Source organism: Pseudomonas sp. AAC (assembly GCF_000725445.1).
GTDB classification, from domain to species: Bacteria; Pseudomonadota; Gammaproteobacteria; order Pseudomonadales; family Pseudomonadaceae; genus Pseudomonas; species Pseudomonas citronellolis.
In genome coordinates this window covers 1,058,619-1,080,728 of the sequence record NZ_KL647094.1, presented here as the reverse complement: position 1 = coordinate 1,080,728, position 22,110 = coordinate 1,058,619, and the positions used below count along the sequence as shown (strand labels likewise).

The 22,110-nt window shown below is 67.0% G+C and carries 19 protein-coding genes; all 19 read left to right on the top strand.

Annotated features, from left to right (window positions below):
- Positions 1-16: 16 nt before the first annotated feature.
- The 19 genes from mtnA to FG99_RS04475 all read left to right on the top strand — a co-directional run bounded on the left by mtnA (position 17) and on the right by FG99_RS04475 (position 21,799).
- Positions 17-1,093, top strand: a complete 1,077-nt coding sequence (gene mtnA / locus FG99_RS04565; protein WP_043267580.1) for an S-methyl-5-thioribose-1-phosphate isomerase — start codon at positions 17-19, stop codon at positions 1,091-1,093.
- 212 nt (positions 1,094-1,305) lie between these two features.
- On the top strand, positions 1,306-4,065 hold the full coding sequence (gyrA, locus tag FG99_RS04560) for a DNA gyrase subunit A (RefSeq protein ID WP_043267578.1): 2,760 nt from the start codon (positions 1,306-1,308) through the stop codon (positions 4,063-4,065).
- Between the two features lie 15 nt (positions 4,066-4,080).
- Positions 4,081-5,166: a 3-phosphoserine/phosphohydroxythreonine transaminase gene (serC, locus tag FG99_RS04555; protein WP_043267577.1), complete on the top strand. Its 1,086-nt coding sequence runs from the start codon at positions 4,081-4,083 to the stop codon at positions 5,164-5,166.
- Positions 5,166-6,263: a prephenate dehydratase gene (pheA, locus tag FG99_RS04550; RefSeq protein WP_043267575.1), complete on the top strand. Its 1,098-nt coding sequence runs from the start codon at positions 5,166-5,168 to the stop codon at positions 6,261-6,263. The genes serC and pheA overlap by 1 nt, the downstream gene beginning before the upstream one ends.
- Positions 6,264-6,369: 106 nt before the next feature.
- Positions 6,370-7,482 carry a histidinol-phosphate transaminase gene (hisC, locus tag FG99_RS04545; RefSeq protein ID WP_043267573.1) on the top strand — a complete coding sequence of 371 codons (1,113 nt, stop codon included), beginning with the start codon at positions 6,370-6,372 and terminating at the stop codon, positions 7,480-7,482.
- Positions 7,483-7,486: 4 nt separating this feature from the next.
- Positions 7,487-9,700 carry a bifunctional prephenate dehydrogenase/3-phosphoshikimate 1-carboxyvinyltransferase gene (locus tag FG99_RS04540; RefSeq protein ID WP_043267964.1) on the top strand — a complete coding sequence of 738 codons (2,214 nt, stop codon included), beginning with the start codon at positions 7,487-7,489 and terminating at the stop codon, positions 9,698-9,700.
- Complete coding sequence (cmk, locus tag FG99_RS04535) at positions 9,700-10,404, top strand: (d)CMP kinase (protein WP_009620966.1); 705 nt, start codon at positions 9,700-9,702, stop codon at positions 10,402-10,404. Before FG99_RS04540 ends, cmk begins: the two co-directional genes overlap by 1 nt.
- A gap of 183 nt (positions 10,405-10,587) precedes the next feature.
- The gene (locus FG99_RS04530) at positions 10,588-11,400 is read left to right on the top strand and encodes an ABC transporter permease (RefSeq protein ID WP_043267570.1); all 813 of its coding nucleotides are present in this window, start codon (positions 10,588-10,590) and stop codon (positions 11,398-11,400) included.
- Positions 11,390-13,126 (top strand): GspE/PulE family protein, encoded by a 1,737-nt coding sequence (locus FG99_RS04525; RefSeq protein WP_051878437.1) that lies wholly within the window; start codon positions 11,390-11,392, stop codon positions 13,124-13,126. The genes FG99_RS04530 and FG99_RS04525 overlap by 11 nt, the downstream gene beginning before the upstream one ends.
- A gap of 4 nt (positions 13,127-13,130) precedes the next feature.
- A complete protein-coding gene (locus FG99_RS04520; protein ID WP_043267569.1) occupies positions 13,131-14,321 on the top strand; it encodes a type II secretion system F family protein in 1,191 nt (396 codons plus the stop codon).
- 14 nt (positions 14,322-14,335) lie between these two features.
- Complete coding sequence (gene gspG, locus FG99_RS04515) at positions 14,336-14,821, top strand: type II secretion system major pseudopilin GspG (protein WP_009620975.1); 486 nt, start codon at positions 14,336-14,338, stop codon at positions 14,819-14,821.
- Positions 14,790-15,203, top strand: coding sequence for a prepilin-type N-terminal cleavage/methylation domain-containing protein (locus tag FG99_RS04510; RefSeq protein WP_051878434.1), 414 nt, complete (start codon positions 14,790-14,792; stop codon positions 15,201-15,203). The genes gspG and FG99_RS04510 overlap by 32 nt, the downstream gene beginning before the upstream one ends.
- The gene (locus tag FG99_RS04505; protein ID WP_081884561.1) at positions 15,200-15,631 is read left to right on the top strand and encodes a PulJ/GspJ family protein; all 432 of its coding nucleotides are present in this window, start codon (positions 15,200-15,202) and stop codon (positions 15,629-15,631) included. Before FG99_RS04510 ends, FG99_RS04505 begins: the two co-directional genes overlap by 4 nt.
- Positions 15,628-16,230 carry a prepilin-type N-terminal cleavage/methylation domain-containing protein gene (locus tag FG99_RS04500; RefSeq protein WP_043267564.1) on the top strand — a complete coding sequence of 201 codons (603 nt, stop codon included), beginning with the start codon at positions 15,628-15,630 and terminating at the stop codon, positions 16,228-16,230. Before FG99_RS04505 ends, FG99_RS04500 begins: the two co-directional genes overlap by 4 nt.
- A complete protein-coding gene (locus FG99_RS04495; RefSeq protein WP_009620984.1) occupies positions 16,220-17,209 on the top strand; it encodes a hypothetical protein in 990 nt (329 codons plus the stop codon). The genes FG99_RS04500 and FG99_RS04495 overlap by 11 nt, the downstream gene beginning before the upstream one ends.
- A 55-nt stretch (positions 17,210-17,264) precedes the next feature.
- Entirely contained in the window at positions 17,265-18,227 is a 963-nt protein-coding gene (locus FG99_RS32440; RefSeq protein ID WP_051878432.1) for a hypothetical protein, read from the top strand.
- 21 nt (positions 18,228-18,248) lie between these two features.
- On the top strand, positions 18,249-18,821 hold the full coding sequence (locus FG99_RS04485) for a hypothetical protein (protein WP_043267562.1): 573 nt from the start codon (positions 18,249-18,251) through the stop codon (positions 18,819-18,821).
- A 193-nt stretch (positions 18,822-19,014) separates the two neighbouring features.
- A complete protein-coding gene (locus FG99_RS32435) occupies positions 19,015-19,503 on the top strand; it encodes a hypothetical protein (protein WP_177330885.1) in 489 nt (162 codons plus the stop codon).
- Positions 19,487-21,799, top strand: a complete 2,313-nt coding sequence (locus FG99_RS04475; RefSeq protein WP_043267560.1) for a type II secretion system protein GspD — start codon at positions 19,487-19,489, stop codon at positions 21,797-21,799. The genes FG99_RS32435 and FG99_RS04475 overlap by 17 nt, the downstream gene beginning before the upstream one ends.
- The last annotated feature ends 311 nt before the right edge of the window (positions 21,800-22,110 follow it).

The window sequence follows — 22,110 nt, the reverse complement described above, 5'->3', positions numbered from 1 at the left end:
AAGAACGAGGTGTTCCATGCGTGAGCGACTGTTGGCGGCCGAGCGGGTCACGGCCATTGATTGGCGCAAGGGCACCCTTCGTCTGCTCGACCAGCGCCTGCTGCCGCTGGAGGAAACCTGGCTGAGCTACGACAGCGCCGCCGGCGTCGCCGAGGCCATCCGCCAGATGGTGGTGCGCGGTGCCCCGGCCATCGGCATCGCCGCGGCCTACGGCCTGGTGCTGGGCCTGCAGGCCCGCCTGAACAACGGCGGCGCCTGGCGCGAGGCCCTGGAGGACGACTTCCGCGTGCTGGCCGAGTCGCGGCCCACGGCGGTCAACCTGTTCTGGGCGCTGAACCGCATGCGCGAGCGCCTCGAACGCCTGAAGCCGGGCGACGACCCGCTGCAGGTGCTGGAAGCCGAAGCCATCGCCATCCACGAGAGCGACCGCGAGGCCAACCTGACCATGGCCCAGCTCGGCGTCGAGCTGATCCGCAAGCAGCACTCCGGCCCGCAGAAGATCCTCACCCACTGCAACACCGGCGCCCTGGCCACCGGCGGCTTCGGCACCGCCCTGGGGGTGATCCGCGCGGCGCACCTGGAGGGCCTGGTCGAGCGCATCTACGCCGACGAGACGCGCCCCTGGCTGCAGGGCGCGCGCCTGACCGCCTGGGAACTGGCCAACGAGGGCGTGCCGGTCACCCTCAACGTCGATGCCGCGGCGGCGCACCTGATGAAGACCCAGAGCATCACCTGGGTCATCGTCGGCGCCGACCGCATCACCGCCAACGGCGACGTGGCGAACAAGATCGGCACCTACCAGCTGGCGATCAACGCCATGCACCACGGCGTGCGCTTCATGGTGGTGGCGCCCAGCTCGACCATCGACATGAACCTGGAAAGCGGCGAGGACATCCCCATCGAGGAGCGCAACGGCCGCGAACTCCTGGAAATCGGCGGCAAGCGGATAGCCGCCGAGGTGGATGCCTACAATCCGGTGTTCGACGTGACCCCGGCCGACCTGATCGATGCCATCGTGACCGAACGCGGCGTCGTCGAGCGTCCGGACACCGAGCGCATGGCCCAGTTGATGAGCCGCAAGCGCCTGCATTGAGGGCGCCCGGCGGGGATAGGTGTTCCCCCGGGCTTGTGGTAAGCTCCGACGGTTCTCAGTGGGGCCTTTTTCTGGCCCCGTCGATTGCGCGGATCATTGACCTAAGTCGTTGATTTGTTGTGAGTCGATGGCGTTCTGATGGCGCTGTCGCACTCCGCCGGGCTCGGGACGGGCGAGGCGGAGTTCCATCTGCAAAAGGAACCAGGCTTCTCATGGGCGAACTGGCCAAAGAAATCCTCCCGGTCAACATCGAAGACGAACTCCGACAGTCCTACCTCGATTACGCCATGAGCGTGATCGTCGGTCGTGCCCTGCCCGATGCACGCGATGGCCTCAAGCCCGTGCACCGCCGCGTCCTGTACGCCATGAGCGAACTGGGCAACGACTGGAACAAGCCCTACAAGAAATCCGCCCGTGTGGTCGGCGACGTGATCGGTAAATACCACCCGCACGGCGACACCGCGGTGTACGACACCATCGTGCGCATGGCCCAGCCCTTCTCGCTGCGCTACATGCTGGTGGACGGCCAGGGCAACTTCGGTTCGGTGGACGGCGACAACGCCGCGGCCATGCGCTACACCGAAGTGCGCATGGCCAAGCTGGCCCACGAGCTGCTGGCGGACCTGGACAAGGAAACCGTCGACTGGGTGCCCAACTACGACGGCACCGAGCAGATCCCGGCGGTCATGCCGACCAAGATCCCCAACCTGCTGGTCAACGGCTCCAGCGGCATCGCCGTGGGCATGGCCACCAACATCCCGCCGCACAACCTGGGCGAGGTGATCGACGGCTGCCTGGCGCTGATGGACAACCCCGAGCTGTCCGTCGACGAGCTGATGCAGTACATCCCCGGTCCCGACTTCCCGACCGCCGGCATCATCAACGGCCGCGCCGGCATCATCGAGGCCTATCGTACCGGCCGCGGGCGCATCTACATCCGTGCCCGCGCCGATATCGAGGACATGGAGAAGGGCGGCAACCGCCAGCAGATCATCATCACCGAGCTGCCCTACCAGTTGAACAAGGCGCGGCTGATCGAGAAGATCGCCGAGCTGGTGAAAGAGAAGAAGATCGAGGGCATCACCGAGCTGCGCGACGAGTCCGACAAGGACGGCATGCGCGTGGTCATCGAGCTGCGCCGCGGCGAAGTCGGCGAGGTGGTGCTGAACAACCTCTACGCCCAGACCCAGCTGCAGAGCGTGTTCGGCATCAACGTGGTGGCCCTGGTCGACGGCCAGCCGCGCACGCTGAACCTCAAGGACATGCTCGAAGTCTTCATCCGCCACCGCCGCGAAGTGGTGACCCGGCGGACCGTCTACGAGCTGCGCAAGGCCCGCGAGCGCGGCCACATCCTCGAAGGCCAGGCGGTCGCGCTGTCGAACATCGACCCGGTGATCGAACTGATCAAGACCTCGCCGACCCCGGCCGAGGCCAAGGAACGCCTGATCGCCACCGCCTGGGAATCCAGCGCGGTGGAAGCCATGGTCGAGCGCGCCGGCGCCGATGCCTGCCGTCCGGAAGACCTGGACCCGCAGTACGGTCTGCGCGAGGGCAAGTACTACCTGTCGCCGGAGCAGGCCCAGGCCATCCTGGAACTGCGCCTGCACCGCCTGACCGGCCTGGAGCACGAGAAGCTCCTGTCCGAATATCAGGAAATCCTCGCCCTGATCGGCGAGCTGATCCGCATCCTGACCAACCCGCAGCGCCTGATGGAAGTCATCCGCGAGGAGCTGGAGAAGGTCAAGGCCGAGTTCGGCGACGCCCGCCGCACCGAGATCGTCGCCTCCCAGGTGGACCTGACCATCGCCGACCTCATCACCGAGGAAGAGCGCGTGGTGACCATCTCCCACGGCGGCTACGCCAAGTCCCAGCCGCTGGCCGCCTACGAGGCCCAGCGCCGCGGCGGCAAGGGCAAGTCGGCGAGCGGGGTGAAGGACGAGGACTACATCGAGCACCTGCTGGTGGCCAACAGCCACGCCACCCTGCTGCTGTTCTCCAGCAAGGGCAAGGTCTACTGGCTGCGCACCTTCGAGATCCCGGAAGCCTCGCGCACCGCGCGCGGCCGTCCGCTGGTCAACCTGCTGCCGCTGGACGAAGGCGAACGCATCACCGCCATGCTGCAGATCGACCTGGAAGCCGTGCGCGCCCAGTTCGCCGGCGAGGAGGGCGATGACGACGACGTGGTCGCCGAGCAGGTCGCCGAGGTGGTGGAAGCCGAAGAGGCCGAAGAGGGCGACGACGCCGACTTCAGCCAGGACGAGCCGACCGGCGCGTACATCTTCATGGCCACCATGAAAGGCACCGTGAAGAAGACCCCGCTGATCCAGTTCACCAAGCCGCGCTCCAACGGCCTGATCGCGCTGAAGCTGGAGGAGGGCGACTCGCTGATCGCCGCCGCCATCACCGACGGCTCGAAGGACGTGATGATGTTCTCCGACGCCGGCAAGGTGATCCGCTTCAAGGAAAGCAAGGTGCGCATCATGGGCCGCAACGCCCGTGGCGTGCGCGGCATGCGCCTGGCCGAAGACCAGCGCATCATCTCCATGCTGATCCCCGAATGCCGCGAGGCGCAGATCCTCACCGCCTCCGAACGCGGCTACGGCAAGCGCACCCCGCTGGCCGACTATCCGCGCCGCGGCCGTGGCGGCCAGGGCGTGATCGCCATGGTCATCAACGAGCGCAACGGCAAGCTGGTGGGCGCCGTGCAGGTGCTGGACGGCGAGGAGATCATGCTGATTTCCGACCAGGGCACCCTGGTCCGCACCCGCGTCGACGAAGTCCGCGGCGCAGGCCGCAACACCCAGGGCGTGATCCTCATCAAGCTGGCCGCCGACGAGACCCTGGTGGGCCTGGAGCGGGTGCAGGAGCCGACCGTGGTCGAGGGCGAAGTCGTGGACGACGAAGCGTTCGACGAGAATCAAGAAGCAGGCGAAGCCGCGGCCGAGGAAGCGCCGCAGGCCAGCGAAGACTGATTAGCGAGAGTGGATGTGAGCAAGCGAGCCTATAACTTCTGCGCAGGTCCAGCTGCGCTTCCCACCGAGGTGCTGGAGCGCGCCCGCGAAGAGCTGCTCGACTGGCAGGGCAAGGGCCTGTCGGTCATGGAGATGAGCCACCGCAGCGACGACTACGTGGCCATCGCCGAGAAGGCCGAGCAGGACCTGCGCGACCTGATGGGCGTGCCGTCGAACTACAAGGTGCTGTTCCTCCAGGGCGGCGCCAGCCAGCAGTTCGCCGAGATTCCGCTGAACCTGCTGCCCGAAGACGGCGTGGCGGACTACGTGGAAACCGGCATCTGGTCGAAGAAGGCCATCGAGGAAGCGCGCCGCTTCGGCAACGTCAACGTGGTCGCCAGCGCCTCCAAGTACGACTACTTCGCCATCCCCGGGCAGAACGAGTGGAACCTGACGCCGAACGCAGCCTACCTGCACTACGCGTCCAACGAGACCATCGGCGGCCTGGAGTTCGACTGGATTCCGCAGGTCGGCGACGTGCCGCTGGTGGTGGACATGTCCTCGGACATCCTCTCGCGCCCGGTCGACGTGTCGAAGTTCGGCCTGATCTACGCCGGCGCGCAGAAGAACATCGGCCCTTCCGGCCTGGTGGTGGTCATCGTCCGCGAAGACCTGCTCGGCCGCGCCCGCAGCATCTGCCCGACCATGCTCAACTACAAGGTCGCCGCCGACAACGGCTCCATGTACAACACCCCGGCCACCTATTCCTGGTACCTCTCCGGCCTGGTCTTCCAGTGGCTGAAGGAGCAGGGCGGCGTCGAGGCCATGGAGAAGCGCAACCGCGCCAAGAAGGACCTGCTGTACTCCTTCATCGACGCCAGCGACTTCTACACCAACCCGATCCAGCCCAGCGCCCGTTCCTGGATGAACGTGCCCTTCCGCCTGGCCGACGAGAAGCTCGACAAGGCCTTCCTCGCCGGCGCCGACGCCCGTGGCCTGCTCAACCTCAAGGGCCACCGTTCGGTGGGCGGCATGCGCGCCTCCATCTACAACGCCCTGGGCCTGGACGCCATCGAGGCCCTGGTGGCCTACATGGCCGAGTTCGAGAAGGAGCACGGCTGATGAGCGACGCTGACCAGCTCAAGGCTTTGCGCGTACGCATCGACAGCCTCGACGAGAAGATCCTCGAGCTGATCAGCGAGCGCGCCCGCTGCGCCACCGACGTGGCGCGGGTGAAGATGCAGTCCCTGGCCGAGGGCGAGAAGCCGGTGTTCTACCGGCCCGAGCGCGAGGCCTGGGTGCTCAAGCACATCATGGAGCTGAACAAGGGGCCGCTGGGCAACGAGGAAGTGGCGCGGCTGTTCCGCGAGATCATGTCCTCCTGCCTGGCCCTGGAGCAGCCGCTCAAGGTCGCCTACCTCGGCCCCGAGGGCACCTTCACCCAGGCCGCTGCGCTCAAGCACTTCGGCCATGCGGTGATCAGCACGCCGATGGCGGCCATCGACGAAGTGTTCCGCGAAGTGGCCGCCGGCGCGGTGAACTTCGGCGTGGTGCCGGTGGAGAACTCCACCGAAGGCGCGGTGAACCACACCCTCGACAGTTTCCTCGAGCACGACATGGTGATCTGCGGCGAGGTCGAGCTGCGCATCCACCACCACCTGCTGGTGGGCGAGAACACTAAGACCGACAGCATCACCCGCATCTATTCCCACGCCCAGTCCCTGGCCCAGTGCCGCAAGTGGCTGGACGCGCACTACCCGAACGTCGAGCGCGTGGCGGTGCCGAGCAACGCCGACGCCGCCAAGCGGGTGAAGAGCGAGTGGAACAGCGCGGCCATCGCCGGCGACATGGCGGCCAGCCTGTACGGCCTGGACAAGCTGCACGAGAAGATCGAGGACCGCCCGGACAACTCCACGCGCTTCCTCATCATCGGCAGCCAGGAAGTGCCGCCGACCGGCGACGACAAGACCTCGATCATCGTCTCCATGCGCAACAAGCCCGGCGCGCTGCACGAACTGCTGGTGCCGTTCCACACCAACGGCATCGACCTGACGCGCATCGAGACCCGCCCGTCGCGCAGCGGCAAGTGGACCTACGTGTTCTTCATCGACTTCGTCGGCCACCACAAGGACCCGCTGATCAAGGACGTGCTGGAGAAGATCAACGGCGAAGCCGTGGCGCTGAAGGTGCTGGGCTCCTATCCCAAGGCGGTACTCTAACAAGCGGCTGGAAGCCGGAAGCCCGAAGCTGGAAGTTGGAGTCGCGCGGTCGCTTCCAGCTTCAAGCCTCCAGCTTTCGGCTTTCGGCTCCAGCGGAGCTGAAAAAATGTCTTGCGACTTCCTCGCCCTGGCCCAGCCGGGCGTACAGAAACTCTCGCCCTACGTGCCGGGCAAGCCGGTGGACGAACTGGCCCGCGAACTGAACCTGGACCCGGCGAAGATCGTCAAGCTGGCCAGCAACGAGAACCCGCTGGGCCCCAGCGCCAAGGTGCTGGAAGCGATCCGCGGCGAACTGGCGGAAATGACCCGCTATCCCGACGGCAACGGCTTCGAGCTGAAGAGCAAGCTGGCTGCCCGCTGCGGCGTGACCACTGCCCAGGTGACCCTCGGCAACGGCTCCAACGACATCCTCGACCTGGTCGCCCGCGCCTACCTAGCGCCGGGCCTGAACGCCGTGTTCAGCCAGTACGCCTTCGCCGTCTACCCGATCTCCACCCAGGCCGTCGGCGCCGAGGGCAGGGCGGTGCCGGCGAAAGACTGGGGGCATGACCTGGAAGCCATGCTGGCGGCCATCGACGCCAGCACCCGCGTGGTCTTCATCGCCAACCCGAACAACCCCACCGGCACCTGGTTCGGTCCGGACGCGCTGGAGCAATTCCTCTCCCGCGTGCCGGAAAACGTCCTGGTGGTGCTGGACGAGGCCTACATCGAGTACGCCGAGGGCGACGAACTGCCCGACGGCCTGACGTACCTGGCCCGCTACCCGAACCTGCTGGTCTCGCGCACCTTCTCCAAGGCCTACGGCCTGGCTTCGCTGCGCGTCGGCTACGCCATCTCCTCGGCGCAGATCGCCGACGTGCTCAACCGCGTGCGCCAGCCGTTCAACGTCAACAGCCTGGCCCTGGCCGCCGCCTGCGCCGCGCTGGACGACGCCGACTACCTGGCCGAGGGCAAGCGCATCAACGACGCCGGCATGCAGCAGCTGCAGGACGGCCTGCGCGCCCTGGGCCTGGCCTGGACTCCGTCCAAGGGCAACTTCCTCGCCGTCGACCTGCAGCGCGACGCCGGCCCGGTCTATCAGGCCCTGCTGGCGGAAGGCGTGATCGTGCGCCCGGTGGGGGGCTACGGCATGCCGCAGCACCTGCGCATCTCCATCGGCCTGCCGGAAGAGAACGCACGCTTCCTCGAAGCCCTGGCCAAGGTGCTCGCCCGTGCCTGAGGTGATGCCGCGCAAGCTCCGCCGCCTGGTGGTGGTGGGGCTGGGCCTGATCGGCGGCTCCTTCGCCAAGGGGCTGCGCGAGAAAGGCCTGTTCGAAGAAGTGGTCGGCGTCGATCGCGACCCGCAGACGCGCCGCCTGGCGGTGCAGCTGGGCGTAGTCGACCGTTGCGAGGAGAGCCTGCGCGAAGGCTGCCGCGACGCCGACGTGATCCAACTCGCCGTGCCCATCCTGGCCATGGAGAAGGTGCTCGCCGAACTGGCCACCTTCGACCTCGGCCACGCCGTGCTCACCGACGTCGGCAGCGCCAAGGGCAACGTGGTGCGCGCGGCCAGGGTCGCCTTCGGCGAGATGCCGGCGCGCTTCGTTCCCGGCCATCCCATCGCCGGCTCCGAGCAGAGCGGGGTGGAAGCGGCCAACGGCAAACTGTTCCGCCGTCATAAAGTCATCCTCACGCCGCTGGATAATGCCGATGCGGACGCGGTCCAGTGCGTCGAGGCACTGTGGCGCGAGCTGGGCGCGGACGTCGAGCTGATGGAAGTCGAGCACCATGACGAAGTGCTCGCCGCCACCAGCCACCTGCCGCACCTGCTGGCCTTCACGCTGGTCGACTCGCTGGCCAAGCGCAGCGAAAATCTGGAAATCTTCCGTTATGCCGCCGGCGGCTTCCGCGACTTCACGCGGATCGCCGGCAGCGACCCGACGATGTGGCACGACATCTTCCTTGCCAACCGCAAGGCGGTGCTGCGCATCCTCGACGTTTTCCGCGACGACCTCGATGCCCTGCGCGAGGCCGTCGATGCAGGGGACGGGCAGCAACTGATGGGCGTGTTCACCCGCGCCCGCGTCGCCCGTGAACATTTCAGCAAAATCCTGGCCCGCCGGGCCTATGTGGACGCCATGCACAACAACGACCTGATTTACCTGGCCCAGCCGGGTGGCCGCCTGTCCGGGCGCGTACGCGTTCCGGGCGACAAGTCCATCTCCCACCGCTCGATCATGCTCGGCTCCCTGGCCGAAGGCACCACCGAGGTGGAAGGCTTCCTCGAGGGCGAGGACGCCCTGGCTACCATTCAGGCGTTCCGCGACATGGGCGTGGTCATCGAAGGCCCGCACCACGGCCGCGTGATCGTCCATGGCGTCGGCCTGCACGGCCTGAAACCGGCGCCGGGCCCCATCTACCTGGGCAACTCCGGCACCTCCATGCGCCTGCTCAGCGGCCTGCTGGCGGCGCAGCCGTTCGACAGCACCCTGACCGGCGACGCCTCGCTGACCAAGCGCCCGATGAACCGCGTGGCCAAGCCGCTGCGCGAGATGGGCGCGGTGATCGAGACCGCCGCCGAAGGGCGCCCGCCGCTGACCATCAAGGGCGGCCAGAAGCTGACCGGCATGCACTACGACATGCCCATGGCCAGCGCCCAGGTGAAGTCCTGCCTGCTGCTCGCCGGCCTCTACGCCGTCGGTGAAACCTCGGTGACCGAGCCGGCCCCTACCCGCGACCACACCGAGCGCATGCTGCGCGGCTTCGGCTACCCGGTGGAGGTGGAAGGCAGCACCGCCAAGGTCGAAAGCGGCCACAAGCTCAGCGCCACCAACATCGAAGTACCGGCGGACATCTCCTCCGCGGCCTTCTTCCTGGTCGCGGCGAGCATCGCCGAAGGTTCGGAGATCGTCCTCGAACACGTCGGCATCAACCCGACCCGTACCGGCGTCATCGACATCCTCAAGCTGATGGGCGCCGACATCACCCTGGAGAACCAGCGTGAAGTGGGCGGCGAGCCGGTGGCCGACCTGCGCGTGCGCTCGGCCAGGCTGAAAGGCATCGACATCCCCGAGGACCTGGTGCCCCTGGCCATCGACGAGTTTCCCGTGCTGTTCGTCGCCGCCGCCAACGCAGAAGGTCGTACCGTGCTGCGCGGCGCCGAAGAGCTGCGGGTGAAGGAGTCCGACCGCATCCAGGTCATGGCCGACGGCCTGCTGGCCCTGGGCGTGAAATGCGAGCCGACCCCGGACGGCATCATCATCGACGGCGGCCCCTACGGCGGCGGCGAAGTCTGGAGCCACGGCGACCACCGCATCGCCATGTCCTTCAGCGTGGCCTCGCTGCGCGCCTCGGCGCCGATCCGCATCCACGACTGCGCCAACGTCGCCACCTCCTTCCCGAACTTCCTCGGACTGGCCGCGGGCGCCGGCATCCGCGTGGCGGAGGAGGGCAACTGATGGCCGCCTCCGACTTCGCCGCGGCCTGGCCGGTGGTCGCCATCGACGGCCCCAGCGGCTCCGGCAAGGGCACCGTGGCCGGCATCCTGGCCAAGCGCCTGGGCTGGAACCTGCTGGACTCCGGCGCGCTGTACCGCCTGCTGGCCTTCGCCGCCGGCAACCACGGCATCGACCTGACCAACGAGGAAGCCCTCAAGGTCCTGGCCGCGCACCTGGACGTGCAGTTCACCCACGCCAAGGGCGGCGAGGGCCAGCACATCATCCTCGAAGGCGAAGACGTCACCGACACCATCCGCACCGAACAGGTCGGCGCCGGCGCCTCCCAGGTCGCCGCGCTGCCGGCGGTGCGTGACGCCCTGCTGCAGCGCCAGCGCGCCTTCCTCGAAGCCCCGGGCCTGGTGGCCGACGGCCGCGACATGGGCACCGTGGTGTTTCCCGGCGCGCCGCTGAAGATCTTCCTCACCGCTTCGGCCGAAGAGCGCGCCCGCCGCCGCTACCTGCAGCTCAAGGGCAAGGGCGTGGACTGCGACATGGCCGCGCTCACCGAGGAAATCCGCGCCCGCGACGAACGCGACAGCCAGCGCAGCGTGGCCCCGCTGAAACCGGCCGAAGGCGCCATCGTGGTGGATTCCACCAGCATGAGCATCGAGGCGGTGGTGGACAGCATTCTTGGTGAAGTCGAGAGGCTCGGTCTGACCGACTGAGGCCTGGGAATCCTTCAGCTGCGGCAGTTTTCGGCGTCGCGTGCTTGAAGATATTTCTGAGGATGATTCCTCTTGATGCTGAGGACGTTTCTTCTAGAGACGTCTTGCCCGGGCTGCCAAACTTCCGCGCTGTTCAATAGCGCCCGCTCGACCCGAGCGGGCCGTGAATAGCGTGGAGGCCCCTTGTCCGACAGTCCCGTCCCCGCCGCACTGCATTCCTCGCAGGGCGCGTGGGTCCAGTTGTTGCTCGCACTGACCCGGCGGGAAATCCTCGCACGCTACCAGGGGGCCCTGTTCGGGCGGCTGTGGCTGCTGCTGTCGCCCTTCCTGCTGCTGGCGGTCTACACCTTCGTTTTCGGCCAGGTGCTCAAGTCGCGCTGGGGGGCGGAGCAGAGCACGGCCTCCTTCGCCTTGACGCTCTTCGCCGGGCTGCTGCTCCACGGCATGCTGGCGGACAGCCTGTCCCGCGCGGTCACGGTGATGCACAATCACCGCAACCAGGTGAAGAAGCTGGTCTTCCCGCTAGAACTCCTGCCGCTTTCGCTGGCACTCTCCGCCCTGTCGAACGCCGTCATCGGCTTTCTCGTACTGCTCCTGCTGATGCCCTGGCTCGGGCAACCGCTGGGCTGGAGCATCCTCTACCTGCCGTTGGTCCTGCTGCCCTTCGTGCTGTGCGTGTGCGGCCTCAGCTGGATCATCGCCGTGTTCGGCGCCTATTTCCGCGATACCAGCCAGTTCATCCAGTTTCTTCTCGTATTGCTGCTGTTCCTCAGCCCGGTGTTCTACCCCGTGAGCGCCTTGCCGGAAGCCTTGCGCCCCTACCTGCTACTCAATCCGCTGAGCGTTCCGGTGGAAGCGGTGAGGGCCTGCCTGTTCGGCATGCCGATGCCGCCGATGGGCGTCCAGTTGGCTTATGCCGCCATAGCCTGTCTGTTGGCGGTGCTGGGCTGGCTGTGGTTCCGGCGTATGAAGGACGGTTTCGCCGATGTCCTCTGAACCGCTCGCCGACACCGTGCCGGCGGTCGTTGCCGATGCCCGCCCGCTGGGGCAGATGCTCATCGAGCGCGGCCTGTGCAACGCCCAGGAGCTGGAGCGCGCGCTGGAACTGCAGGCCAGGATCGGCGGGCGCCTTGGGGCGCTATTGCTGCGCTCGGGCGGTGTTTCGGAGGCGGCCCTGCTGGAAGTGCTCGCCGAACAACTGCGCCTGCCTTTGGTGGGCGTGGACCTGGAGGCCCCCGGCAACGCCGAGTTGCTGGCCTTCCTCGAAGCGACCTCCATCGGTGTGGAATGGTTCGTCGCCGAACAGGTGGTCGTCTGGAACGATGCCCAGGGCGGCCTGCTGGTCGCTTCCCGTGACCCGATGGCGTCCTTCGTCCTGGAGGTCCTGCGCTATTTCCATCCCGGGCAGCCATTGCGCACGGTGCTGTGCCGCTCCCAGGATCTCGACGCCTGGCTGGAGCTGCTCAAGGAGCGCCTGCAGCAGGAGAGCCGCGAGGGGCTGCGCTTCGCCTCCGACGACATCCGCCAGCTGCGGGAAATGGCGGAGGAGGCGCCCATCGTCGAGCTGGTCAACAACGTCATGAGCCAGGCGGTGGAGAAACGCGCCTCGGACATCCACATCGAGCCGCGCGAATTCAATTTCCATATCCGCTTCCGCATCGATGGCGTCCTGCAGTCGCAGCTGAGTCTGCCGCGGGAGCGCTTCGCCGCGGTGGTCTCGCGGATCAAGCTGATCTCCGCCATCGACATCGCCGAGCGGCGCCTACCCCAGGACGGGCGGATGAGCACCAGAGTGGGCGGGCAGGACATGGACGTCCGCGTTTCCACGCTGCCCGGGGTGCATGGCGAGTCGGTGGTGATGCGCCTGCTGCCCAAGGCCCGCGAAGGTCTGCGCCTGGACCGCCTGGGAATGCTGGCGGACCACCTGGACCTGATGCGCGCCTGGATCGCCGAGCCCCACGGCATCGTGCTGGTCACCGGGCCCACCGGCTCCGGCAAGTCGACGACCCTCTACGGCACGCTCGAGGCCATCAACGACGGCATCCGCAAGATCATCACGGTGGAGGACCCGGTCGAGTACCAGGTGCCGAACATCACCCAGGTCCAGGCCCACGCCGACATCGGCCTGACCTTCGCCGCCGCCCTGCGCTCGATCCTGCGCCAGGACCCGGACGTGATCATGATCGGCGAGATCCGCGACCTGGAGACGGCGGAGATCGCCGTGCAGTCGTCCCTCACCGGCCACCTGGTGTTCTCCACGCTGCACACCAACGATTCGCTCAGCGCCTTCACCCGCCTGATCGACATGGGCATCGAGCCGTTCCTGGTCGCCTCGCCGGTACGCGGCGTCCAGGCCCAGCGCCTGGTGCGCACCCTGTGCCGGCATTGCGCGGAGCCCTGCGAGCCCGGCCTGGCGGCAGAGGACAAGGCCGCGCTGGATGCGGCGATCCAGCGCCTCTACCCCGGGCAGGCACCGAACTGGCTCCGCGCGAAGGGCTGCGAGCAGTGCCAGGGCACGGGCTATCACGGGCGGCTGGGAATCTACGAGATGGTGGACGTCGGCCCCGAACTGCAGGCGCTCATCCTGCAACAGGCGCCCGTCGAACAGATGCGCCGGCTGGCGGCCAGCCAGGGCTTCCGCAGCATGCGCGAAGACGGCTTCATCAAGGCCTGGCTGGGCCTGACCTCGCTGGACGAGGTACATCGGGTCACCAGCGGTTAACGGCATGCGCTTCGAATACCAGGCAGTGGACCGGCAAGGCCGGCGTTGCAGTGGCGACCTCGATGCTGGTTCTCACAGCGACGCGCTTCGCCAACTGGAGGCACAGGGCCTGACGCCTCTGAGCCTGGAGGCGGGCCAGCGTGCGCTGCAACCCGGGCGCCGGCGCCTGCGCGCGGAAGAATTGAACATGGCCCTGCACGAGTTGGCGACCCTGCTGGGGGCGGGCGTCGCCCTGGCCGATGCGGTCTCCGCCCAGGAGCGCTCGAGCAGCCATCCACGCCTCTGCGCGGCGCTGCAGAGCATGAGCGAAGGCCTGCGCCAGGGACGTTCCTTCCCTCAGGTGCTGGAGACAGCTGGCTTGCCCCTGCCGCGTTACGCCTACCAGTTGGTGGCGGCGGGCGAGCTGACCGGCAACCTGGCGGCGGCGCTGCGGGACTGCGTGACGCAGATGGAGTACGAGCGGCGCACCCGCGAGGAAGTGCGCAACGCTCTGATCTACCCGAGCGTGCTGGTGCTCAGCGGAATCGGGGCGGTCATGGTGATGTTCGTCTTCGTCGTGCCCAAGTTCGCCAACCTGCTGGAGCACGCCGACAAGCTGCCTTGGCTGGCCTGGGCAGTGCTCAGCACCGGCGTCTGGAGCAAGGCCAATGCCTTGCCGCTGCTGCTCGCCGGCCTGCTGCTGGGTGCCCTGGGGCTGCCGTTGGCCAGGAGCGAGAAGGTTCGCGGCCGCTTCCTCAACGGCTTGTTGCGTTTGCCATTGCTCGGCGACTGGCTGTTGCAGGCGGAGATCGCCCAGTGGGCCAAGGTCCTCGGCACCCTGCTGGGCAACCGCGTGGCGCTGGTCGAGGCCCTGCGCCTGGCCAGCGCGGGCGTGCGCATCGGTCTGCAACGCGAGCTGCTGGAAAGGGTCACCCAGGACGTGAGGGGCGGGACTTCCCTGTCCGAGGCATTGGAACTGCGCAGGGCGATCACCGCTACGGGCGGCAATCTGGTGCGCGTCGGCGAAAGGTCCGGGCGTCTGGCCGAGATGCTCGACAGCCTCGCCGAACTCTACGAGGGGCTGGGGCGTTCGCGCATGCGCAAGGTCCTGGCGCTGATCGAGCCGCTGGCGATCCTGCTGATCGGCGCGCTGTTCGGCGTGATCATCACCGGCGTGGTGCTGGCCATCACCAGCGCCAACGACATTGTGTTCTGAAAAAGGGGAAGTGGATGCGCGACGGGCATGAGGGAAGGGGGCCCCGGCAGGGGAGCAGGAAAGTGCCGGCGCCGGGATGCGAGCGCGGTTTCACCCTGCTGGAAATGATCGTGGTGCTGGTGATCATCGGGCTGCTCATGGGGCTGGTCGGGCCACGTCTGTTCAGCCAGGCCGACAAGGCCAAGGTGCAGACCGCGGATACCCAGGTGAAGATGCTCAAGGGGGCGCTGATGACCATGCGCCTGGACATCGGCCGCCTGCCCAGCGAGCAGGAAGGGCTGGCCCTGCTCAATGCGGCGCCCGCGGACGAGCGGATCAAGGCCTTCTGGAAAGGCCCCTATCTGGACGGTGGGGTGCCGCTGGATCCCTGGAACCGCGCCTACATATATAGCAACGCGCCCAGTGCCGAACAGCCGTTCTCGCTGTACAGCCTGGGGGCCGACGGGCAGCCTGGCGGGGAAGGGGAGAATGCGGACATCGGCTTCCTGCCCCGGCAATGAGCGCTGCGGCGGTTTCACCCTGCTCGAACTGCTGGTGGTGCTGGCCCTGGTCGCCGCGGTGGGCGCCGTCGTCATGCCCAACCTGCTGAACATGCAGGAGGCCTGGCGTCGGCGTATCGACCTGCAGGACATCGCCAACCAGTTGCAGACGCTGGGCTACCGGGCCCGGCTGGAAGCCCGGCAGACCCTCATCGGGCCGGCTGGCGTCGAGCCGCCGCAGATGCTGAAGCTGCCCCAGGGCTGGACGCTGAGCGCAAGCGCGCCCGTCGTCTACCTGGCCAATGGCGTCTGCCTGGGGGGGACGCTGGAGTTGCAGCAGGGGGATGTCGCTCGGCAGTTGCAACTGGTTCCGCCGCAATGCTTGCCGGAGTTCGTCCAGTGAAGCGCGGGCGGCAAGCCGGCTTCACACTGCTGGAAGCGGTGGTCGCCCTGACGTTGCTGGCTGTGGTGGGCAGCGCGCTGCTGGCCTGGCTGGGGACGGGCTTCCGCAGCCTGGAGCGAATGAACGAGGTTCAGCGCCGCATCGATGCGACCCGCACCGGCATGGCGTTTCTCGAGGGGCTCAACCCGATGCTCCAGCCGAGCGGCAGCGCCGCCCTGGGAAGCTACCGGCTGGACTGGGAGAGCCGGCTTCTCGCCGCTCCGCGCCCCGTCGTCAGCCGCTACAGCGGCCACCCCGGGCCCTTCGACAGTGCCCTGTATCGCGTCCAGGCGACCTTGTCCGGCGAGGACCTGCCGCCGCTGCCCTTGAGCCTGGAACTGGCGGGGTACCGGATGGCTCGCCTGCCGGACGGCGGGGGTGCGCCATGAGCCGGCGCATTTCGCGGGGGCGGGAGCGGGGCTTCACCCTGCTGGAACTCATCGTGGTCCTGTTGTTGGCGGCGATGGTCACCACCCTGTTGATGCAGGGGATGGACTATGTCTCGCGGGCCAACGACAGCTTCCTGCGCCAGGGCGAGTCACGGCAACTACGGGTGTTGGCCTTCGGCTGGTTCGACGACGCGATAGCGCAGCTGGCTGCGCCAGCCAGGGGGGATGCGCCGGCTCGTTTCCGCGGCGATCCGCTCAGCTTCGAAGCCGTCTCCCTGGCCAGCGCCGAGCGTATCGAAGGCGTCCCGGTGCCCTTTGCCTTTCGCCTGGAACGGCTTGGCGAGCCGGGCCGGGAGCGGACCGCGATGATCTACGTGCGCCGGTTGCAGGCCAGTCGCTGGCCACTGCTGGAATTGCAGGGGCCGGCGCATTTCCTTTATCGCGACGAGCAGGGAGCCTGGCATGACAACTGGCCGCCCTTGCCGGTGCTGGCCGACAGCCTTCCTGCTGCGGTGGCGTTGAACGCGCCCGAGGAGCGCCTGTTCCGCCTGGCCAGGGTCGCGACGCCGCTTCGACGGGTGAATGCGGATGCGGACTGAGCGTGGTTTCGTGCTGGTCGGCGTCATCTGGTTTCTCGCCATCATGACCTTGGTGGTGGCCTCGGCCGTGACCTGGATCGAACGCTCGCTGGACGGTATCGAAAAGGAGCGTCAGGGGTTGCTGCGCGACATGACGGAACGCTCCATGCTCAGCCGGCTGACCTGGCTGGCATCGACCCAGCGCTTGACCCTGGCCGGATTGACCACACCCGACAGCCCGGCGCCGAGCCTTGCCGACATGGATATGTCGGTCCTGCCGGTAGGGGCCGAGCTGGCCCTGGATGGCCGCGAATACTGCCTGGCCAACGGCTGGTGCTTCGCCTTCGTCGACCGCGCATCGCGTCTTGGCCTGGAGCAGGCCCCGCCGGCGGCCTTGGCCTCGTTGCTGGAAGGGCTGGGGATAGCGCCGGAGAGGATAGCGCCAATGCTGGCGGAGCTTGCCGGCCATTTGCGCGGCCCACCGGGTAGCGCCGCGCTGCGCAGCCTGCATGCCCCGCAGGAAGTCTTCGTCCTCGACAGCTGGCGCCCCTGGGAGGCCGCGTTGCGGGCTGCCGGCTGGGAGGAACTGGTCACGGTCGGCGAGCCGTCCCTGAACGTGAACACCGCCAGCGGCCAACTCCTGCGCCTGGCCTGGCGGTTGCCGGAGGACAGCCTGGCGCTGTTGCTCGCGGCGCGCCATGAGCGGCCGTTGCGAGGCGTGGGCGACCTCGAGGGCGTGTTGGGCATGTATCTGCAGCAATTACCCGCGGAGAACTGGTCGCGCCTGGCCAGCGCCACCCTGTTCATCCGCCTGCGCCCCGCGGACGCCGTGGCGCGTTACGAATACCAACTGCGACTCGAGAGCGACGACCTGCAAGGGTCGCCCTGGCAATTTCTGCAACGGAGGTCCCTGCCGCGCAATGTCCCCATCACCGACACAGCGCCCATCCATCATGAGGCGCCTGGACTGCTTTCCGCCCCGCTTGTGGCAAGCCCATGACGCGGATGGCTCGCCCTGCCTGGAGTGGCGGCGCCAACCCCGTGGCCTGGGGCGGATGCTCCGCACGCAGTGGGTCATCGAGCGTTCGCAATGCCTGTACCGCTGCCTGGACCTGTCCCATGTGCCGGCCAGCGGGAGGGCCCAGGCCCTTGCCCTGAAGCTCGCCGGCCTGTCGCCGTTCCGCTTGCCGGGGCACTACGCGGTCTGGCGCGACGGCTGGGTGCAGCTGTGGCTCTGGGACGAGCAGCAGCGCCAGCGGCTCGCCGAAGCGCAACAGGCTGCGTCCGGCTGCCTCTGCCTGCCGGAAACCCTGCTACAGGCTCCGCCAGCGACGACGCCGGAGCCAAGTGTTCGCCTGGTGCGCGTCCAGGACGGTGTGGACCTGCAGGTCTGGCGGGCCGGCGTGCTGCGGGCGAGCGTCTTCCAGGATGGCCTGCCGCTGTCCGCGACGGCCTGGCAGGCAGTGCGAGGGGTTCCTGGCGTGCGCCTGCCCGAGCGGCTGGAGGAAGAGGTGCCGGCCTGCCTCGAGCGTCCCTGGGCCTCCGGCGCCAGTCTGGTGGGACGGGACTGGGAGCGCTGGTTGCCCTATGGCCTGGCGGCCACCCTGCTGGCGGGCAGCGCTTTCAACCTGACGCAGGGGGCGCAATGGTGGTGGGCCGAGCGCGGCCTGGCGGGGCAGCAGGTCGCGCTGGCCCAGCAGGTCGAGCCGGTGCTGGCGGCACGTACTCGGGCCATGCAGGCCGAGAGCGAAATCCAGGCTCTGCTGCGCTTGCAGGATGCACCTTCGCAGGTCGAACTGCTGCGCACCGTGGCGGGGCTGCTGCCGGAGGATAGCCGCCTGCTGAGCTGGCGCTTCCGGGAAAACGCGCTGGAACTGCTCATCCAGACCAGTCGCGCGGACCCGCGGTTCTTCGTCCAGCGGCTGCAGGAGGGCGGCAGGTTCCAGGATGTCCGGGTCGAACCCTCGCCCAGGGGCGATGGCCTGCAACTGGCCATGAACATTCGACAGGGGGAATAGATGGACGCTCGATTGCAAGAGATGCTGCCCCACTGGTCCCGGCTGCGCGAGCAGTGGCGGGAACAGCCCCGCCTGCGCCTGGCGGGATGGATGATCCTGGCGCTGCTGGTCGTGCATCTGCTGTTGCTGGGCAACGACTGGCGCGAAGCCCGCCGTCAGGCGTTCGAGGAGTCGGCCAGGCGCCTGGCGCAGATGCGCGCGCTGGCCGCCCAGGAGCACTGGCCGGACCGCGCCGTCCAGGCGGAAGACGTGCGCAGCGCATTGCGCATGCGTTTGTGGCAGGCACAGAACCCCTCGTTGGCCAGGGCCGATGTGCAGGCCTGGCTGGATGTCCAGACCAAGCAGAGTGGCCTGCAGGAGGCACGCATCTCGGTGTTGCCGCCCCTGGACTTCGAAAAGGAGGGCGTCGGCGCCCGGGTCCAGGCACAAGTGCGCGGACGTTTCGAGCCGAAGAGTTTCGGCCAGCTGCTGCATGCGCTGGAAACGGCGGAGCACTGGGTGAGCATCGACGCCCTCGAGTTGAACGATCGCGGCTCGCCGTCGGTGAACCTGCAACTCACCTTCCATTTTCGTCCGAACGCAACGCCCCCTTGAGCGGATGAGCGCGGAACGCCCTGATTCGGACGGACATTCAGGCCATTCAGGTGCTGCCGATCGTTCGCAGTCCCAGGTTGGGAAACTTCCTTCATGGAAAGCGGCAAAGGCAGCATTTCTGTAATGACAGAATCCCGCCTTCAACTTGTTTCGAATGCACCTTTCCCTAGCGGTATCGATTCATCGGTTTCCTATGACTTCCTTCTTCCCCTTCCGATTGGCCTGGGCGGCGCTTGCCGGCGGCGTCCTGCTGGCGCTGCTCTGGCAGCCACGGGCAGCCATACCCGAGGCTCCGGCTGAGACTGCGCAGTGGCGGCTACCGGAGGTCCGGCCTGTCTCCCGCAATGCCAGCATTCCGGCGCAGATCGCCAGCATGGCCTGGTGGGGCAGCGCCAGGGAGGAGGCCGAGAAAGCACGCTCGGCGCGCATCAGCGTGGACGAGCAGGGCGTGGCCCGGGTCAAGGTCCAATGGCTGTTTCGCGGTGTGGTCGCCGAGGGCGGACAGCGTTTCGCCCTGATCGCCAAGGATGCCGCCGCGCCGCTGTTGCGCTATGCCCCGGGCGACCAGCTACCGGGAGGCGAACGCCTCGAACGGATCGAAGGGCAGGGCATTCGTTTCTCGCTGTCCGAGGATGGCGCAACACAGGACTTTGAAAGGAAACTCTATGTCCCCCTCGAATGACGCCCTTGCAGGTTTTCCCCAGCATCCCCTGTGGCTCGCGATCTGCCTGGGACTGCTGGGAGGTTGCAGTACGGCGCAGCTTCAACTGCCCGCGCCCTTGCTGGAGCAGCGTCAGGCCACGGAAGAAAGCCTGCCGCAGGAAGGGGGCAAAGGGCCTTCGCAGCGACCGCAGCAATCCATGGGGCCGTTGGTGAGTGCGACGCCGACGCCCGCCGCTGGGCCCATCGGCGGGCGCGTGGACAAGGCCGATCGCCTGGTGCTCGATGACAAGAATGCCGATCTGCAGGTAAACGTCGAGGATATCGCCCTGCCGGGCTTCATCAACGAAGTCTTCGGCAACCTGCTGGGGCTTTCGTTCGAGATCGACGGCAACCTGAAGAATCGCAACGACCGGGTCACCCTGCGCCTGGAGCAAGCGCAGACCCGGCAGACCGTCTACGACATCGCCTCGCAGGTCATGGCCAATTACGGCGTCGAGATCGTCAAGCAGGGCGGCATCCTGCGCTTCCAGGTCAAGCAGGTCGGCCTGAGTCCCGAGGAACCGCCGATCCTCATCAGCGGCGAGGCTCGGCCGGACGTGCCTATAGCCTACCGACCGGTCTTCCAGTTCGTGCCGCTGCACAACGTTGACCCGAAGGACGTGATCCCCTGGTTGAACAGTGCCTACGACAAATCCGGACTGTCGGCCAGCGCGGACAATCCGCGTGGTGGTCTGATGCTCAAGGGCATGGCCTCCATCGTCAGCCAGGCGGCGCAGGCCGTGAGGCTGCTCGATCAACCATTCATGCGGGGCCAGTACAGTCTGCGCATCGACCCGGCATTCATCACCTCGGCAGAGATGGCCAAGCAACTGAAGACATTGCTCGAGGCCCAGGGTTACAGCGTCAGCATCGGCGAAGCTTCCGGGAGCGTCGTACTGGTGCCGCTGGAAAACTCCAATGGCCTGATCGTGTTTTCCAGCCGGCGCTCGCTGCTGGACCTGGCGCGCGACTGGGCCGGACAGGTGGACCGGGTGCCGCTGGCCAGCGCTGTGGATTCCGCTGGCGCCGGAGCGGAAAGCGAGGGGCTGTTCTTTTATGAGGTGCGTAATACCCGGGCACAGGAGGTCGCCCGTTCCCTGCGGTCGCTGGTTTCCGGCTTGGGGGCGGGGGGAGCCTATGGGCTGACGCCTGGCTTGGGCAATAGCGCTTCGAGCCGGGCCGCGGCCGCCGCTGGCAACAATGCCCCGTCTTCGCGCCTGGCGATGGGGCGGGGCGACGGTGACATGGGGGCCGGACGATCCGGCGTCGCCCCGCTCGTGCGGCTGGCCGGCGCCCAGGCTCTGCTCTCGGGCAACAACAGTAGCCTGATGGACAGCCTGGCGGCTGGTGTGTCGGGCAGCGGCACCATCGTCGAGGACGAGAATCGCAACGCCATCCTGTTCCGTGGCCCGGCCAGGGTCTGGCAGCAGATGCAGCCACTGCTGCGGCAGTTGGACAAGCCGGCGCGCCAGGTGTTGATCGAAGTGACGGTTGCCAGCGTCACCCTGGGCGACAACCAGGCCATGGGTGCGAACTGGTCGTTCCTGAGTGGGGGGGCGAATGTTGACCCCAGGTTCGCACGGGATATCTCCGGAGGGGAGTCCGGCTTCAAATACATGATCAACACCGCCGGGGGGACGAAAGCGACATTGACGGCTCTGGCCAACGACTCTCGTACGCGAATCCTGGCCACCCCTCGGATCCTGGTGAAAAGTGGCGAGCAGGCCAACATCAATGTCGGCACCGACATTCCGATCGTGACCGGCCGGCAAACCGATGGCAGCAACACCGGTGGAAACTCCAACCTGCTGCAATCGATCTCCTATCGCTCCACCGGCGTCATCCTCAATGTTTCTCCGGTCGTCTACTCGAACAACCGGGTCGACCTGACGGTCAGCCAGGAAGTCAGCGATGGTGGCGGCGGGGCCTCTACCGGGAGCGATGGAGGCGATGTTTCCTCCCCACCGATCAAGCGCACGTCGCTGGAGACCTCGCTGACGCTGCAAAGCGGCGGCTCCATCTTCATGGGCGGGTTGATCAACGAGAGCCATGTGGACAGCAATGCCGGCGTACCGTGGCTGAAGGATCTGCCGGTCTTAGGCTATCTGTTCGGCAAGCAGTCCCGGACCAAGTCCAAGGACGAGGTGGTGATGCTGATCCAGCCCTACATCATCGACGGCGCGGAAGACGCCAGGGAGATCACCGAGAAGCTTCGGCGGATGATCGAACCCGCAATCAACTGTGACAGGTCGCTGGCCGAGTGTCGCAGCGTGTAAGAATCGATTTTTATAATTCTGGTTTCAGTCTGAAATAAAGTTGATGTTTAGTAGGAGATTTCCTGTTTTTTCAAATTTGCTTATGCGGTCTTATTTGGGGGAATTGTTAGGTTCATGGCGTTGCAAATTACTCATCAGGGACGGGAATATCCACTCATGGAATGCCAGGTTAGTCTGTCGTTTCATATTCAGTTCTTGGGACGGTGCCGCTGAGGCTGAGTCCCTATTCTGGTAGTGATTATGGAGCCGGCTTGATTTGTTCCGGGTGAAAAATTTTGCTCGGAGAAAATCGGAGTTCGGTCTATTGCCAG